This is a genomic window from Luteibacter sp. (assembly GCF_035539195.1).
Lineage (GTDB): Bacteria > Pseudomonadota > Gammaproteobacteria > Xanthomonadales > Rhodanobacteraceae > Luteibacter.
In genome coordinates this window covers 143,582-157,425 of the sequence record NZ_DATLIW010000027.1, presented here as the reverse complement: position 1 = coordinate 157,425, position 13,844 = coordinate 143,582, and the positions used below count along the sequence as shown (strand labels likewise).

12 protein-coding genes are annotated in these 13,844 nt (G+C 66.5%); 5 read left to right on the top strand and 7 right to left on the bottom strand.

Annotated features, from left to right (window positions below; all coding sequences use genetic code 11):
* The first annotated feature begins 632 nt into the window (after nt 1-632).
* Complete coding sequence (locus VM621_RS08600) at nt 633-1,076, top strand: SRPBCC family protein (RefSeq protein ID WP_325468552.1); 444 nt, start codon at nt 633-635, stop codon at nt 1,074-1,076.
* 7 nt (nt 1,077-1,083) lie between these two features.
* Here the strand turns inward: VM621_RS08600 and VM621_RS08595 are convergent, their stop codons facing one another.
* From VM621_RS08595 to VM621_RS08580, 4 genes are all read right to left on the bottom strand, one after another.
* Complete coding sequence (locus tag VM621_RS08595) at nt 1,084-1,845, bottom strand: L,D-transpeptidase family protein (protein ID WP_325468551.1); 762 nt, start codon at nt 1,843-1,845, stop codon at nt 1,084-1,086.
* A gap of 74 nt (nt 1,846-1,919) precedes the next feature.
* Nucleotides 1,920-3,011, bottom strand: a complete 1,092-nt coding sequence (locus VM621_RS08590) for a dipeptide epimerase (RefSeq protein ID WP_325468550.1) — start codon at nt 3,009-3,011, stop codon at nt 1,920-1,922.
* 19 nt (nt 3,012-3,030) lie between these two features.
* The gene (locus VM621_RS08585) at nt 3,031-4,422 is read right to left on the bottom strand and encodes an SH3 domain-containing protein (protein ID WP_325468549.1); all 1,392 of its coding nucleotides are present in this window, start codon (nt 4,420-4,422) and stop codon (nt 3,031-3,033) included.
* A gap of 14 nt (nt 4,423-4,436) precedes the next feature.
* Nucleotides 4,437-5,585: a DUF819 domain-containing protein gene (locus VM621_RS08580; RefSeq protein WP_325468548.1), complete on the bottom strand. Its 1,149-nt coding sequence runs from the start codon at nt 5,583-5,585 to the stop codon at nt 4,437-4,439.
* A gap of 198 nt (nt 5,586-5,783) precedes the next feature.
* Here VM621_RS08580 and VM621_RS08575 point away from each other — a divergent pair, with 198 nt between their 5' ends.
* Together VM621_RS08575 and VM621_RS08570 are read left to right on the top strand one after the other, a co-directional pair.
* Nucleotides 5,784-6,485 carry a M15 family metallopeptidase gene (locus tag VM621_RS08575; RefSeq protein WP_325468547.1) on the top strand — a complete coding sequence of 234 codons (702 nt, stop codon included), beginning with the start codon at nt 5,784-5,786 and terminating at the stop codon, nt 6,483-6,485.
* 74 nt (nt 6,486-6,559) lie between these two features.
* Nucleotides 6,560-8,176, top strand: a complete 1,617-nt coding sequence (locus tag VM621_RS08570) for an NAD+ synthase (RefSeq protein WP_325468546.1) — start codon at nt 6,560-6,562, stop codon at nt 8,174-8,176.
* Nucleotides 8,177-8,966: 790 nt separating this feature from the next.
* Here the strand turns inward: VM621_RS08570 and VM621_RS08565 are convergent.
* Nucleotides 8,967-9,794 (bottom strand): outer membrane protein assembly factor BamD, encoded by an 828-nt coding sequence (locus VM621_RS08565; RefSeq protein ID WP_325468545.1) that lies wholly within the window; start codon nt 9,792-9,794, stop codon nt 8,967-8,969.
* Between the two features lie 69 nt (nt 9,795-9,863).
* Here VM621_RS08565 and rluD point away from each other — a divergent pair, with 69 nt between their 5' ends.
* Nucleotides 9,864-10,838 carry a 23S rRNA pseudouridine(1911/1915/1917) synthase RluD gene (gene rluD / locus VM621_RS08560; protein WP_325468544.1) on the top strand — a complete coding sequence of 325 codons (975 nt, stop codon included), beginning with the start codon at nt 9,864-9,866 and terminating at the stop codon, nt 10,836-10,838.
* Between the two features lie 2 nt (nt 10,839-10,840).
* Nucleotides 10,841-11,578 (top strand): peptidoglycan editing factor PgeF, encoded by a 738-nt coding sequence (gene pgeF / locus VM621_RS08555; RefSeq protein WP_325468543.1) that lies wholly within the window; start codon nt 10,841-10,843, stop codon nt 11,576-11,578.
* On the opposite strand, the gene otsA is transcribed toward pgeF, so the two are convergent.
* Nucleotides 11,575-12,990, bottom strand: a complete 1,416-nt coding sequence (otsA, locus tag VM621_RS08550) for an alpha,alpha-trehalose-phosphate synthase (UDP-forming) (protein ID WP_325468542.1) — start codon at nt 12,988-12,990, stop codon at nt 11,575-11,577. The genes pgeF and otsA overlap by 4 nt on opposite strands.
* Complete coding sequence (gene otsB, locus VM621_RS08545; RefSeq protein WP_325468541.1) at nt 12,987-13,772, bottom strand: trehalose-phosphatase; 786 nt, start codon at nt 13,770-13,772, stop codon at nt 12,987-12,989. The genes otsA and otsB overlap by 4 nt, the downstream gene beginning before the upstream one ends.
* Nucleotides 13,773-13,844 lie beyond the last annotated feature (72 nt).

Here is a 13,844-nt window from a genome sequence, read left to right as displayed (position 1 = left end):
CGCTGCTCAGACAGGTCCTCCGCGTTCGGTGCGGAAGGCCGCTTCGCGGCGTGTCTTATGTGGCCTGCGGCCGCTCACTTGTGCGGAACTCGCCTCGAGGGTGGGCACCGAAGACTCTCCCGAACCGTGAGGCTCGCGTGGGTCGAGCCAAAGCGCGCGGCGGCATCGCCGGCAAGCACGCCGAGACAAGCGCGACGAAGGTGTTGGGCAACCGGATACCAGCAACCGCGTCCGCTTCGCCCGGGTGTTCCGGGCGCGGCCGGCGCCGACGACGGCACGACACAACGGCTCTCCTGCCAGCTGACCGTGTCGTCGTGAGAGACCTTGGCGTCCACCCTCGAGGCGAGTTCCGCACAAGTGGAGCGGCCGCAGGCCATATAGATACATGGGCCGCGCAGCGGCCTTTCCGGTACGAAACGCGGAGGACCTGTCTGAGCAGCGAGGGTGGGCACCGAAGGCTCTGCGCCGCCACGTCCGAGCCCGCCGCCGCGGCATCAGCCGCTGAGTGAACCGATGCCTTCGGCGTCCCCGGACTTCCGCGATGAACCTTTTTTATTTGGCGAGCATGTCGATTCGTGTCCCCGCCATTCGTCGTACAGAATGAGGGCTCCTCCTCGCCAAGGGATACTCCGATGTCTGGCACCGTCCGCCTCCTTCGTGTTTTCACCACGCCCCCGGAACGCGTTTACCGCGCCTTCCTCGACGCCCCCGCTCTTGCCAAATGGCTCCCGCCGGACGGCTTCACCTGCACCGTGCACGAGCTGGACGCACGGGTTGGCGGCCGTTATCGGATGAGCTTCACCAACTTCTCGAGCGGCAACGGGCACAGCTTCGGCGGCACCTATCTGGAACTGGTCCCGAACGAACGTATCGTCCATGACGACCGCTTCGACGATCCCAACCTGCCGGGCACCATGGTCACCACGATCGGCCTGTGTGCGGTCTCCTGCGGCACCGAGCTGCAGATCGTCCAGGAAGGCATCCCCGATGTGATCCCCGTCGAGCAATGCTACCTGGGCTGGCAGGAGTCCCTGACCCTGCTGGAACGCCTGGTCGAGGTGACGATTCCCGGCTAGCCGTCGGTCATGGGGCCGGCAGGTTCCAGGCCTCGCGCAGACGGGCGTATTCGGAAGCCGGCAGCAGCACGAACACCGGCTTCTTCTTCGGGTCGAGCCAGCCGAGCAGCCGCTCCATCGCGGCGTCGGTCATGGCCGTGCAGCCGGCGGTCGGTGAGGTGGGCGACTTCCACACGTGGGCGAAGATGCAGCTGCCCGCGCCCTTGCGACCATCGGGATTGTGCTCGATGACGAAGCCGATGCGATAGGCATGGTCGCCGTCGAAATGGAGGTCTCGGCGCATCGGTTCGGTGGCGCCGGCGACGGCCTTCTCACCGACCTTCGTGGCGTCGACGAGCTGGTTGTAATAGGGCGAGCCGTCCACGTCCACACAATAGTCGGAGACGGTCAGTGCACGATAGGGCAAGGCCGTGGCATGGGTCTGCGCGTAACCGAAGGCATCGCCGATGCGGAACACCCCGGCCGGGCTACGCCCGTCGCCTTCCTTTTTCACCGGGCCATCGTGCTCGGGCGGATTCAGGCCCACGCCCCAGGCGCTGCCGTGCGTGCCGATGGTCACGTCGGTGGCCGGGCCCTGCGGTTTCCACTGCGTGCCTTCTCGCACATAGGTACGCAGGATGCCATGGTCGGCGTCCCAGCCATCGGTGGTCACCACGACCATCTGCCGGGATACCGACCAGGCGGCCGGCGTTTCGAAAGCGCCGCTCGACGCGGTGAGCAAAATGCCCGCCAGGGCGAGCAGGCGGCCGAGTGTACGGGGAGACGGCATGGTGAGGGTCCGGTCAGGGTTCAAGCATGAAGTCGGTGTCCAGCCATGGCTGCACGGTGGATGGCCGGCATCTCTCATAGCGGCTCGAGGCCGCGTATCGCGCGGATGCCCAGGCCGGGGGCGTCGCTCACCGAGATCTCCGACTCGTTGAAGTTCACGCCGCCGTCGACGGGGTTGTACGCGCAAAGCGAAGGCCCGTCGAGATCGACCTTGGTGATGACATCGGACCTGGCGACGGCGACGTGTACGGCGGCGGCGACGCTGATGCTGCTCTCCAGCATGCATCCGATCATGCATTCCATGCCATACATGCCGGCGATGTCCGCGATACGGATGGCATTGGAGATGCCGCCCGTCTTCATCAGCTTGATATTGACGATGTCGGCGGCGCGCAGGCGGATAAGGTCCATCACGTCCACCGGGCCGAACACGCTTTCGTCGGCCATGATCGGTGTCTGCACGCGTTCGGTGACATAGCGCATACCTTCCAGATCGCGCGCCTTCACCGGTTGTTCGACCAGTTCGAGGCGTACGCCCGCATCTTCCAGCGCATGCAGTGCACGAACGGCTTCCTTCGCGGTCCAGCCCTGGTTCGCGTCGAGGCGAAGCAGGGCGCGGCCTTCGACGGCTCGATGGATCGCGCGGACGCGCTCGATGTCGACGCCGATATCCTTGCCGACCTTGACCTTCAGTGATGCGAATCCGCGATCCACCGCGGCGATGGCGTCCGCGACCATCTTGTCGATGTCGTCGACACTGATGGTGATATCGGTGGTGATCACCGGGTTGCCGCCACCGAGGAGCTTGTACAGGGGCGCACCGTAGAGCTGGCCCCAGAGGTCGTATACGGCGATCTCCACCGCGGCCTTGGCACTGGTGTTCTTCTCCATCGTGCCCTGGATCAGCCTGGTGATCCGATTGAGGTCGGCGATGTCTTCGCCGATCAGGCGTGGCGCGATGTAATGGCGGATGGCGTCGACGATCGAGCCGTGGGTGTCGCCGGTGATGACCGCGGTGGCCGGTGCCTCCCCGTAGCCGACGCGACCCTCGTCGGTATGCACCATCACGACGATGTCTTCGACCTTCTCGACCGTGCGCAATGCCGTCTTGAATGGGGTCTTCAGCGGTACGCGCAGCATGCCGAAGCGGATATCGGTGATTTTCATGGCGGCTCTCCCGACCGGATCAGCGGATGCGCACAATGCTGGTCATGCGATCGACGAAGGTCTCGTCGTCGCCGAACATCATGGGCAGGAGCGGTGTCACCGACACCTCGTTGAGCTTGATGCGGCGCAGGCTGCCGTCGGCCTGCCGGTAACCGATGCCGCCCACGTCGTGGATCACGTAGGGTTCGCCGTCGATCTTGCCGATCACCATCATCACGTGTCCGGGGATGTAGACGAGGTCGCCGACCTCGAGCGCCATCGCGGCCTTCACGCGCGCATCGTGGCTGTCCTTGTCGGTATAGACGGTGTGGGCGAGGCCGGGGCTGATGCTCTGGTCACCCGTGTTGCGCGGCATCTGTACACCCATGCTGCGATACACATCGGAGACGAAGCCGCTGCAGTCGCGGCCATTGTACGCATGACCCCAGCCGTAGCGTTCGCCAAGGAACTTGAAGGCCTGGCGCACGATGTTCGCCCGCGTCATCGGCAGGTAGTCGGCCGAGGAGTCCTGGTTGCGCTGGAGCAGGGCGGGGTGGAACGACAGCGCGCCCTGCGCATCGCGCACGGGAAGGCTCAGTACCCAGGAGGTGTACGGGTTCTGCCCGTTCACCGGCTGGTCCGGCGGCAGCGAGGTATCGAGGGGTATGCGCGTGCCCATGTCCAGTTGCAGCTCGGACACGGCCGGTGCCTCCGGCGTGTACACGGTCAGCGGCTTGGCACCGGTGACGATGCGATACGGCGTGGCGTCGGCATGGGCGAAGACCGCGGCAGCGTCACCGTAGGCGACATCGTCCGCGTGCATCCAGGCCGCATACCGGGGACTGACGACGAACACCCACTTGCCGTCCTCGCTGGTATGCACCACGACGAGCGGATCGCCCGGGAACAGTGTGCTTTCCTGGAAGCGATCGATATCGGTGTCGCCGGCGTGGTTGAACACCCGGAGATCGGTGGGGTATCCACGCAACGCGCCGCGACGCACCGCCATGCCGTAGCGCGGCGTTACCTGCGCGGGAACGGCGGCGATCGCCGCGTTGCTCATCACCGCGTCGATGACGGTGGCGGTTACCGGCCTGCCTTCGGTGTCGAAGAGCGGCCCCGAGGGACGGCGAGTCAGCTTCTCGATCCAGGCCTTCACCTGGTCGCGTGGCAACGTGGCGGGCAGGTGGCGGATGTCATGCATCGACGAGTCCAGCCTGGCCACGCGTGCGTTGAGTGCGGCAATGGCGGCGGTATCGAGCACGACCTTGTCGGCGCCGGTCAGGCGCGCGACCCAGAACGCCGGCGAGAGCTGCGCGTCGGACATGCCGGGGATGCCCAATGGCGGCACGGGCATATCGGCAGCGGCGACCGTACCGCCGAGGGTCAGTGCGAGCAGGGCGGCGAGCAGGCTGTGGCGGAGCGTCGTCATGAAGGGGTCCTTGGTCAGGAAGCCAGCGCCGAAAGCACCGTGGCGACCACGAGACCGAATCCAGTCCCGAGGATATATCCGAGCAGCGCAAGCAGGATGCCTACCGGCACCAGTGAGCGCGAATACGTCGCGGCGAGCACCGGCGTGGCGGCCACGCCGCCGATATGGGCGAGCGATGAAATGCCGCACAGGTACAGATCGAAGTGGAAGATGCGCGCAGCGAGGCAGAGCAGCACGGCGTGCAGGGCGATCACGGTGACGCCCGCGAGAAGGTACACCGGCGCGGCGGCGATGCCGGCAAAACTGCTCTGCGAGGCAAGCACCGCCACCACGGCGATCAGCATGGCGCTGGAGACCGCCTGCGCACCGGGCAGTCGTGCCAGCGGCGTATGGGCGACGACCAGGCCGGCGGCCGTCGCCAGCAGGATGGTCCAGGTGGTCGCGGAGAGCATGCTGCCGACGGGTAGCTGCGCGCCGACCACGGTGGACAATGCGGCCACCAGCAGCGCGAGACCCAGCCATAGCAACACGCTGTCCGGCGTGGCGGGAGCACGTGGCGCGGTCTCGGCGACCGTGAGGTCCGCACTCGATACCGCGCGCGTCCAGCGGTTGAACGCAGGCGCGAGCGGTGCCGCCGCGAACAGCACGACCACCCACATCGAGTAGCAGAGCGCGTCGGTAAGCAGTGTCGTGGCCAGTGCCGTGTCGGACATCTCGATCGCCTGCTTCACCGCGATCATGTTCGCCGTGCCGCCGACCCAGCTCCCCGACAGCGAGGCCAGCGGCATCCAGCCGTTGGCCGGCATCCAGTGACGGTAGATAAGGAAGGCGAGCACGAAGGCGATGAACAGGCTGATCGAGGTACAGACGAAGACGCCGAGCACGCGCGGACCCAGCGCAAGGATCGCGCGCAGGTCGCAGTTGATCATCAAAAGGAAGAGCAGGGCAGGCACGAGCCGCGCGACCAGCATGTTCTGCGCCGCATGGATTTCCTCCGAGGAGGTCCACAGGCCAGCGACGGAAAGCGCGGTGACGGTGAGGTAGGTGAGGACGATGGGCGGAAGAATCCCGAATACCTTCCAGCCGTAACGACGTTCGATCGCGGGCCAGAAGCCGGCAGCCAGCAGCATCACGGCCAGATAAGGCCAAACCGACTGGATCACGCGTCCCCTCCCCGGGTGCTGTCACGACGGGCGTCAGGAATAGGCATTCCAAACGGATGATGACATGGCATGAATTATCGACCACGCTTTACGACCATGTCACGCAGCCCTGCCTTGACGTCGTTCCACGGTAGCATCGGCCATACCGAACGGCGGCAGCAGCCAGGGTCGATTCCGATGTCGATGTCAGCAACGACCATGAAGACCTGGCTCTTCCTCGCCGGCGCGATTGCGCTTGGCGCGAAGGCCGGCGAGACATCGCCCCGGCTGTCGCCGGCCCGAACCCCGCTCGCGGCCGGCCTGACCGACGTCCGTTCGCTGGTGCCCGACATCGCCGAGGATATCCACTACGCGACGAGCGACAACTTCACCGGTGCGCCGGTCGATGGTTATCGCGCGCCGAAATGCTTCCTGCGTACGGCCGCCGCCGAGGCCCTTGCGCGGGTGGAAGCGACCCTGCGCAAGGATGGCTATCGCCTGCGGGTGTGGGATTGCTACCGCCCTGCGCGCGCGGTGACGGCGTTCGTGCGCTGGGCCGGCGACCTTTCCGATACGCGGACCAAGGCGGCGCACTATCCCAATCTGGGCAAGGACAAGCTGCTTGGCGAGTACATCGCGCCGATCTCGGGTCATAGCCGGGGCGCCACCGTCGACCTCACGCTGATGCGCTGCGACGACGCGCGTTGCGCGCCGCTGGACATGGGCACGGACTTCGACTTCTTCGACCCGCGCGCGCATACCGACGATCCGGGCATATCGGCGGCGCAGCGCGTCAATCGACAGCGTCTGCTGCATGCGATGGCGGCCGAAGGCTTCGTCAATTATGCGCCGGAGTGGTGGCACTACTCGCTGCCCTCCGCGGCGGCAGCGGACACGATCTACGACGTTCCCGTGGAGTGAGCACGGCGCTTCGCCGACTCGCCTCAGCCCTTGTGTCTTATCATAGCCAGTCCCCGCGACCGCACGGATCCCCCATGTCCACCTTTCGCTTCGCCCTGGCCCAGTTCGATTTCCCGGTGGGTGCCACCGCCGACAACGCACGACGGGTCAAGGCGCTGGCCGACGAGGCGCGCGATCGCCTGGGTGCTTCGCTGGTCGCTTTCCCCGAGCTGACGCTGTCAGGCTACCCGCCGGAGGATCTGCTCCAGCGGCCCAGCTTCCTCGATGCCTGCCACCGCGAGCTCAGGACGCTGGCGCCGACCATCCAGGGCATTTCCGCCATCGTCGGTTACCCGGACTCGCAGGGCGAGGTGTTCAACGCCGCCTCCCTGATCCGCGAGGGCCGGATCGAATGGACGTACCACAAGCAGGAACTGCCCAATTACACGGTCTTCGACGAAAAGCGCTACTTCCAGCACGGTGAAGCCACGCGCGTGTTCAACATCGAAGGCGTCAACGTCGGCATGCTGATCTGCGAGGACATCTGGGAGGCCGAGCCGGCCGCCCATGTCGCGCAGGCCGGTGCCGAGCTGATCCTGGTCATCAATGCCTCGCCATGGGATCGCCGCCAGGCGGCAACGCGCGAGGCCCTGCTCAAGCAGCGTGCCCGCGAAACCGGCCTGCCGATCGCCTATGTGAACCTGGTCGGCGGCCAGGACGACCTGCTGTTCGATGGCCATTCGCTCCTGGTCCAGGCCGATGGCGAGGTCCTCGCCCGTGCGCCATCGTTCGAGGAGATGCTGCTCACGGTCGAATTCGACACCGTGACCAGGCGACTCGCGGCCATCGACTGGCCGGCTGCGGACACGCGTTCGCCCGAAGCACTCATGTACGCAGGCATCGTCCGTGGTATCCGCGATTACATCGGCAAGAACCATTTCTCCGGCGTGCTGCTCGGCCTGTCGGGCGGGATCGACTCGGCATTGACCCTGGCGCTGGCCGTGGATGCGTTGGGGAAGGACAAGGTCACCGCGGTGATGATGCCCACGGTCTACACCTCCGATCTCTCCCTGCGCGAGGCCAAGGCCCAGGCCGAGCACCTCGGTGTCGAGTACCACGTGCTACCGATCGAGGGCATTTACGAGGCTTTTACCGGTGCCCTGGCGCCTGTGTTCGTCGGCCGCGAGCCGGACATCACCGAAGAGAACCTGCAGTCGCGCGCCCGTGGCGTGCTGCTCATGGCGATGTCGAACAAGACCGGCAAGTTGCTGCTCTCGACGGGCAACAAGAGCGAGATGGCGGTCGGCTACGCCACCCTCTACGGCGACATGTGCGGTGCGTACGCTCCGCTGAAGGACGTTTACAAGACGACGGTCTTCGCCCTGTCGCGCTGGCGCGCAGCGATCGACGGCGCGATCCCGATGGCGGTGATCGATCGCCCGCCGTCGGCCGAGCTGCGCCACGAGCAGACCGACCAGGACTCGCTCCCTCCTTACGACGAACTCGATGCGATCCTTGAGCATTTCATCGAGGGCGAGGCCTCGGCCGAGGACATCATCGCGGCCGGCCACGACGACGCCACCGTACGCCGGGTGATCCGCATGGTCTTCATCAACGAGTTCAAACGCCGCCAGGCCGCCCCCGGCCCCCGCGTCACCACCAAGGCCTTCGGCCGCGAACGCCGCTACCCGATCACCTCCGGCTGGCGATAGATCCGGCTTGGGGTGGATGGGCTCTTTGGGGGAAGGGGCTGGCTCGCCTTTGGCTTCGCGTTGCGTTGGGTCGCGTTGCGTCGCAAGAGCCGGCGGGTGCCACCCTCGGGGGCCCGCTTCGGCGACCCGCGAGGGAAGGGCCGCGTGCCGCGGCCGTTTACTTATTGCCCTGCGGGCCCGGTCGGGCTCCGACCTGGGGCGCCTTTACTGTGGGAGCCGCTTCAGCGGCGATGGGTGCTTGCCGCACCCTGGCCCGCTGCCGCGGGATCGCCGATGAATCGGCTCCCACAACATCGCCGATGAATCGGCTCCCACAAGATCGCCGCTGAATCGGCTCCCACAACATCGTCCTCGTAACGTCGAGGTGCAGCCCCGATCGCGTCGAACGAAGACCCACCAGCCAGCGAGCATTACGCTCGACCCCACGAAACCTCAGTGCCCGGAAGAGCCGGCGGGTCTCACCCTCGGGGCGATTAGCGTAGGCGAGGGCTCCGACCGGACGAGGCCCGTAGGGGGCCGGCCATGGATGGCCGGCCGTTTTCGCGCGACAGGAGTCGCGTCGAAAACCCCCGGTCGAAGCCCGACCCGGCCCGCAGGGCAATAAGTAAACGGCCGCGGCACGCGGCCCTTCCGACGCGGGTCGCCGCAGACGGTGCCCCGAGGGTGAGACCCGCCGGCTCTTGCGACGCAACGCGAGCCGAACGAAGGCGAGGCCAAAGGCGAGCCAGCCCACCATCGCCGCGAACAAAAAAAGCCGGCTTTCGCCGGCTTTCTTCTCATACCCCAAGGATCAATGGTGACCCGAGAACGGAATCGCCTTGCGCCAGATCGACGGGCTGTGCGGCCAGGTGTCGTCGGTCAGGTAGGGGTGGTTCGGGTAGTTCAGGGCCAGCACCTTGCGGCTCTGCTCGGCCAGCGGCTTGCGGTCCAGGGCCACGTAGCTACGTGTGAGGATGGCCAGGGCGTCGGCCGTCTGCGGCGACTGCTGGTAATGCTCGATCACATACTGGGCGCGGTCGGCCGAAGCGATGTACGCCTTCGTGCGCAGGTAGAACTCGGCCACGTTGATTTCGAAGGTTGCCAGCTGGTTACGCAGGAAAATCATGCGTTGGCGGGCGTCCGTGGCGTAGGCGCTGTTCGGATACCGACGGGTGAGCTGGCTGAAATCGTCGAACGAGGTCAGGTTGAAACCCTGGTCACGACGGGTCGACGCCGAGCTTCCGCGCTGCAGATAGCGCTCGATCACACCACCGGTGCGGTCGAAATTGATCATGCCGCGCAGGTAATAGGCATAATCTGCATGCTTGTGGGTCGGAAACGTCTTGATGAAGCGATTGATCGTGGAGTAAGCGTCGTCCGGCTTGTTGTCTTTGTACTGCGCGTAGGCCAGTTCGATCTGGGCCTGCTCATTGACGTCACCGGACGGGAAGCGCGCAATCAGGCGCTGGTAGGCCTTCTCGGCGGCCGAATAGTCCGAATATTCCAGCGAATTGTGAGCCGAAGCATACAGCCGGTCTTCCGGCATCGTATCGATCGTCTCCTTCTTGCTGCGGAACATCGAGCAGGCGCTCATCGACAGGGCGAGGACGAGCAGAATGGTGATCTTGGTTACACGCATTGAGAGAGTTCGGATGCTTGAGCGAAAAGGCATGATAGCCGAAACCGGCCATGGGCCGGGCGGGGCGGTATGACGACGTTACGACATGAAGCCATTGTGCCGGTAACGGCGGCTGGACGGCGTTTCGACCAGACCGTGGCCGAGATGTTCCCCGATTATTCACGATCCCGCCTCACAGGGTGGATCAAGGACGGCAAAGTGTTGCTGGACGGGACCCGCGCGGCGCCACGCCAGCTCGTCCGGGGCGGTGAGAAGGTCGAGCTGGAGGCGGAGCTGGAGAATGAGGTCCACGCCCAGGCCGAGGACATTGCCCTGGATATCCGCTTCGAGGACGACGACCTGATGGTGGTCGACAAGCCCATGGGGCTGGTCGTCCACCCGGGTGCCGGCAACCCCACCGGAACGATGCTCAATGCCCTCCTGCACCACAATCCGGCCCTGGCCGAGTTGCCCCGCGGCGGCATCGTCCATCGCCTGGACAAGGACACGGCGGGCCTGATGGTGGTCGCCAAGACCCTCCCGGCGCTGACGCGCCTGGTGGAAATGCTTTCCCGCCACGAAGTGCGTCGCCAGTACGAGGCCGTGGTGCTCGGTACGATGGTGGCCGGCGGCACGGTGGACCAGCCGATCGGCCGTCACCAGCACGACCGCCTCAAGCAGGGCATTCGCGACGTCATCGACGGCGGCAAGGAAGCGGTGACCCATTACCGCGTCCGCGAGCGCTTCCGTGCCCACAGCGTCATCCAGTGCAACCTGGAGACCGGCCGCACCCACCAGATTCGCGTGCACATGGCCCATATCGGCCATCCGTTGGTCGGCGACCAGCTCTACGGCAATGGCCTGCGCCTCCCGCGCGGTGCCAGCCAGGCGTTGATCGACGCCCTGCGCGGCTTCCGGCGCCAGGCCCTCCACGCGGAAAAGCTGGGCTTCGACCACCCGATCACCGGCGAGTACCTGGAATTCGATTCGGCGAGGCCGGACGACCAGAACGCCCTGATCGAGGCGCTGAGGGCCGACACCGTCCTTCATCCGATCGAGGACTGAGGATGGACGCCGACTGGATCGTGCCTGACTGGACGGCGCCGGCCGGCGTCGGCGCCGCCGTTTCCACGCGGCGGGGACCGGGCGTGTCGGAGGCTCCGTACGACCGACTCAACCTGGGGCTGCGGTCCGGCGACGATGCCGCCGCGGTCGAGGTCAACCGACGGGCGCTGGCGGAAGCGCTGGCGTTGCCGGCGCCGCCCCTGTGGCTGCGCCAGGTCCATGGCATCGCGGTGGTCGAAGCGCCGGCGGCCGGCGACGACGAGCCGGTCGCGGACGCCGCCGTGGCACGTGGCCCGGGCCAGGTGCTGGCCATCCTCACGGCGGACTGCCTGCCCGTGCTGTTCGTCTCGGCCGACGGCCGGACGATCGGCGCCGCCCACGCCGGCTGGCGCGGGCTGGCGGCCGGCGTACTCGAAAACACCGTAACGACGATGGGCGCCGAGCGCATCCAGGCCTGGCTCGGGCCAGCGATCGGGGCCCGCTCGTACGAGGTCGGGGAGGAGGTGCGCGCGGCCTTCGTCGACGGCGATGCCGGCGCGGCCGGCGCGTTCGCCGTCACCCGTCCCGGGCACTGGCATTGCGATCTCTACGCGCTCGCGCGGCGCAGGCTGGCGGCCGCGGGGGTGGCGCAGGTATCGGGCGGCGGTTTCGACACCCTGACCGACGCGCGGCTGTACTCCTACCGTCGCGACGGCGCCAACAGCGGCCGCTTCGCTTCGCTGGTCTGGACCGGCGGCTAAGGCGCTGTCATCGGCGTCTGCACGTAGATCTCCGGCTTCACCTTCGGCGGCTCGGTCAGGGCGTGCAGGAAGGCATTGCGCCAGGTGGTGATGTCGTTGCGCTCGAGCACGTCCATCATCGACTGCCAGCGCATGCGGCGCTCCTTCAACGGCATTTCCAGGGCCCGTTTCAGGGCTTCGGAAACTTCGTCCAGATCCGAGGGGTTGACCAGCAGGGCCGCGTCCAGCTCCTGCGCGGCACCGGCGAAGCGGGACAACACGAGCACGCCCGGATCCTGGGGATCCTGGCAGGCGACGTACTCCTTGGCGACCAGGTTCATACCGTCGCGCAGGGGCGTGACGAGACCGACCTTGGCCACGCGAAAATAGCCCGCGAGCACTTTATGCGCGAACGACTTGTTCACGTAACGGATCGGCACCCAGTCCGGCTCGGCGTACTGGCCGTTGATATGGCCGGCGCTGCGCTCGAGCTCGCGACGTAGCGAGCGGTATTCGGGCACGTCCGAGCGCGAGGGCGGGGCGATCTGCAGGAGCGACACGCGGCCGCGCATTTCCTTGTGGTCGCGCAGCAGGCGCGCGAAGCCTTCGAAACGCTCGGGCAGGCCTTTCGAGTAATCCAGGCGATCCACGCCGATGATCAGCGAACGGTCGTCCACGCTCGCCCTCAATTTGGCCACGGCACCGCTGTCTTCGGCCCTATGGGCGAGCTCGACCGCCTCGGCGGTATCGATGCTGATCGGGAAGACACCGGCGCGGAAGATGCGCCCATTGGCCGCGCGGATGCGACCGCCCGTGCGCATGGCCGCGCCCAGTTCGTGCAGGAAGTAGTCTTCGAGCGCGCGCAGGTCGCGCTGGGTGTGCAGGCCGACGAGATCGTACGAGGCCAAGGGCTCGAGCAGCTCCCGGTGTCGCGGCAGGGTGATCAGCAGCCCCGCCGCCGGTAGCGGCGTATGCAGGAAGAAGCCGATCCGATTCTCGACGCCGAGCTCGCGCAGCATCGCCGCCAGCGGGATCAGGTGGTAATCGTGGACCCAGATGATGTCGTCTTTCTTGAGCAGCTTCGCCACCCGCTTGGCGAAGATCCGATTGACCCGGAGATAGCCTTCGAGATGATCGCGGCGGTAGTCGACGAGGTCGGCGCGGTAGTGGAACAAGGGCCATAACGCGCGATTGGCAAAGCCACTGTAGTAGTCGTCATGGTCCGCCTTGGACATGTCGATGGTGGCGTAGCTGATGTTGCCGTCGGTGACTTCGTGCAGTTCCTTGCCGGTCTCGGCGGCGATGTTGCCGCTCCAGCCGAACCACAGGCCGCCCATTTCCTGCAGCGCCGCGTTCATCGCGGACGCCAATCCGCCGGTCTGCGTCTGCTTCGGTAGCGCGACGCGATTGGAGATGACGACTAGTCGGCTCATGTTGCGCTTGCGGCTCCTTGCGTCAGCCTGGCTTTCACGGAATCCAGCCAAGCATGGACGTCGGCCGGGCTAGACAATGTGAACGTCGCTTGTGACGGTGTTCTTGCGCCGATACGAACCGACGCGCCGCCGCGGGCGTTGACCACGGCAAAACCGTGCTCGTCGGTGAGGTCGTCGCCAAGATAGACCGGGCGGCGTCCGCGGAAGGGTGCCTCGTCGAGGAAGGCGGCCACCGCGACGCCTTTGTCCATGCCGCGCGGTTTGAACTCGAATACGTAACTGCCCGGCTGGAGCTCGAATCCTGGAAAGCCCGCGGCGATCTCCGGCGCCCGCCGCGCCAGCTCGGCCTGGTACTCGGGACGCTCGCGACAATGCCAGGCGACCGACCAGCTCTTGTCTTCCACGCGCACGCCGGGCAGTTCGGCGGCCACCGCATGAACGGCCTCGCGTAGCCGGGCCAGTTCCGCCGTATCCACCGGCAGCGTGACCAGGTTACCCGTCGTGTCGCGCCGCTCCATGCCGTGCTGGCCGGCGGCGGCCCAGTGCGGGCGGTCGAAGATGCGATCGAGCGCGCTGATCGCCCGGCCGCTGACCAGGGCCATCGCGCCGCCGAGCGCCGCGTGGAGGCTGTCGAGGGTGTCCAGCAGCCCATCGGCCAGGCCGACGGCGTCCGGATCGTCGGCAAAGGCAAGCAGCGTGCCGTCCGCGTCCAGGAACAGGGCGGTGTCGGCATCGACAAGGTCGATAGCCGGGCGGGGCAAGGTGTCGCGGCTGGCTGTCACGGAGGCTCCACGGGGTGGCGATTCGCCGAGGATGCAGGGTGTAGTGTGAAAAAAGCGGAGGAGGGCTGCCGC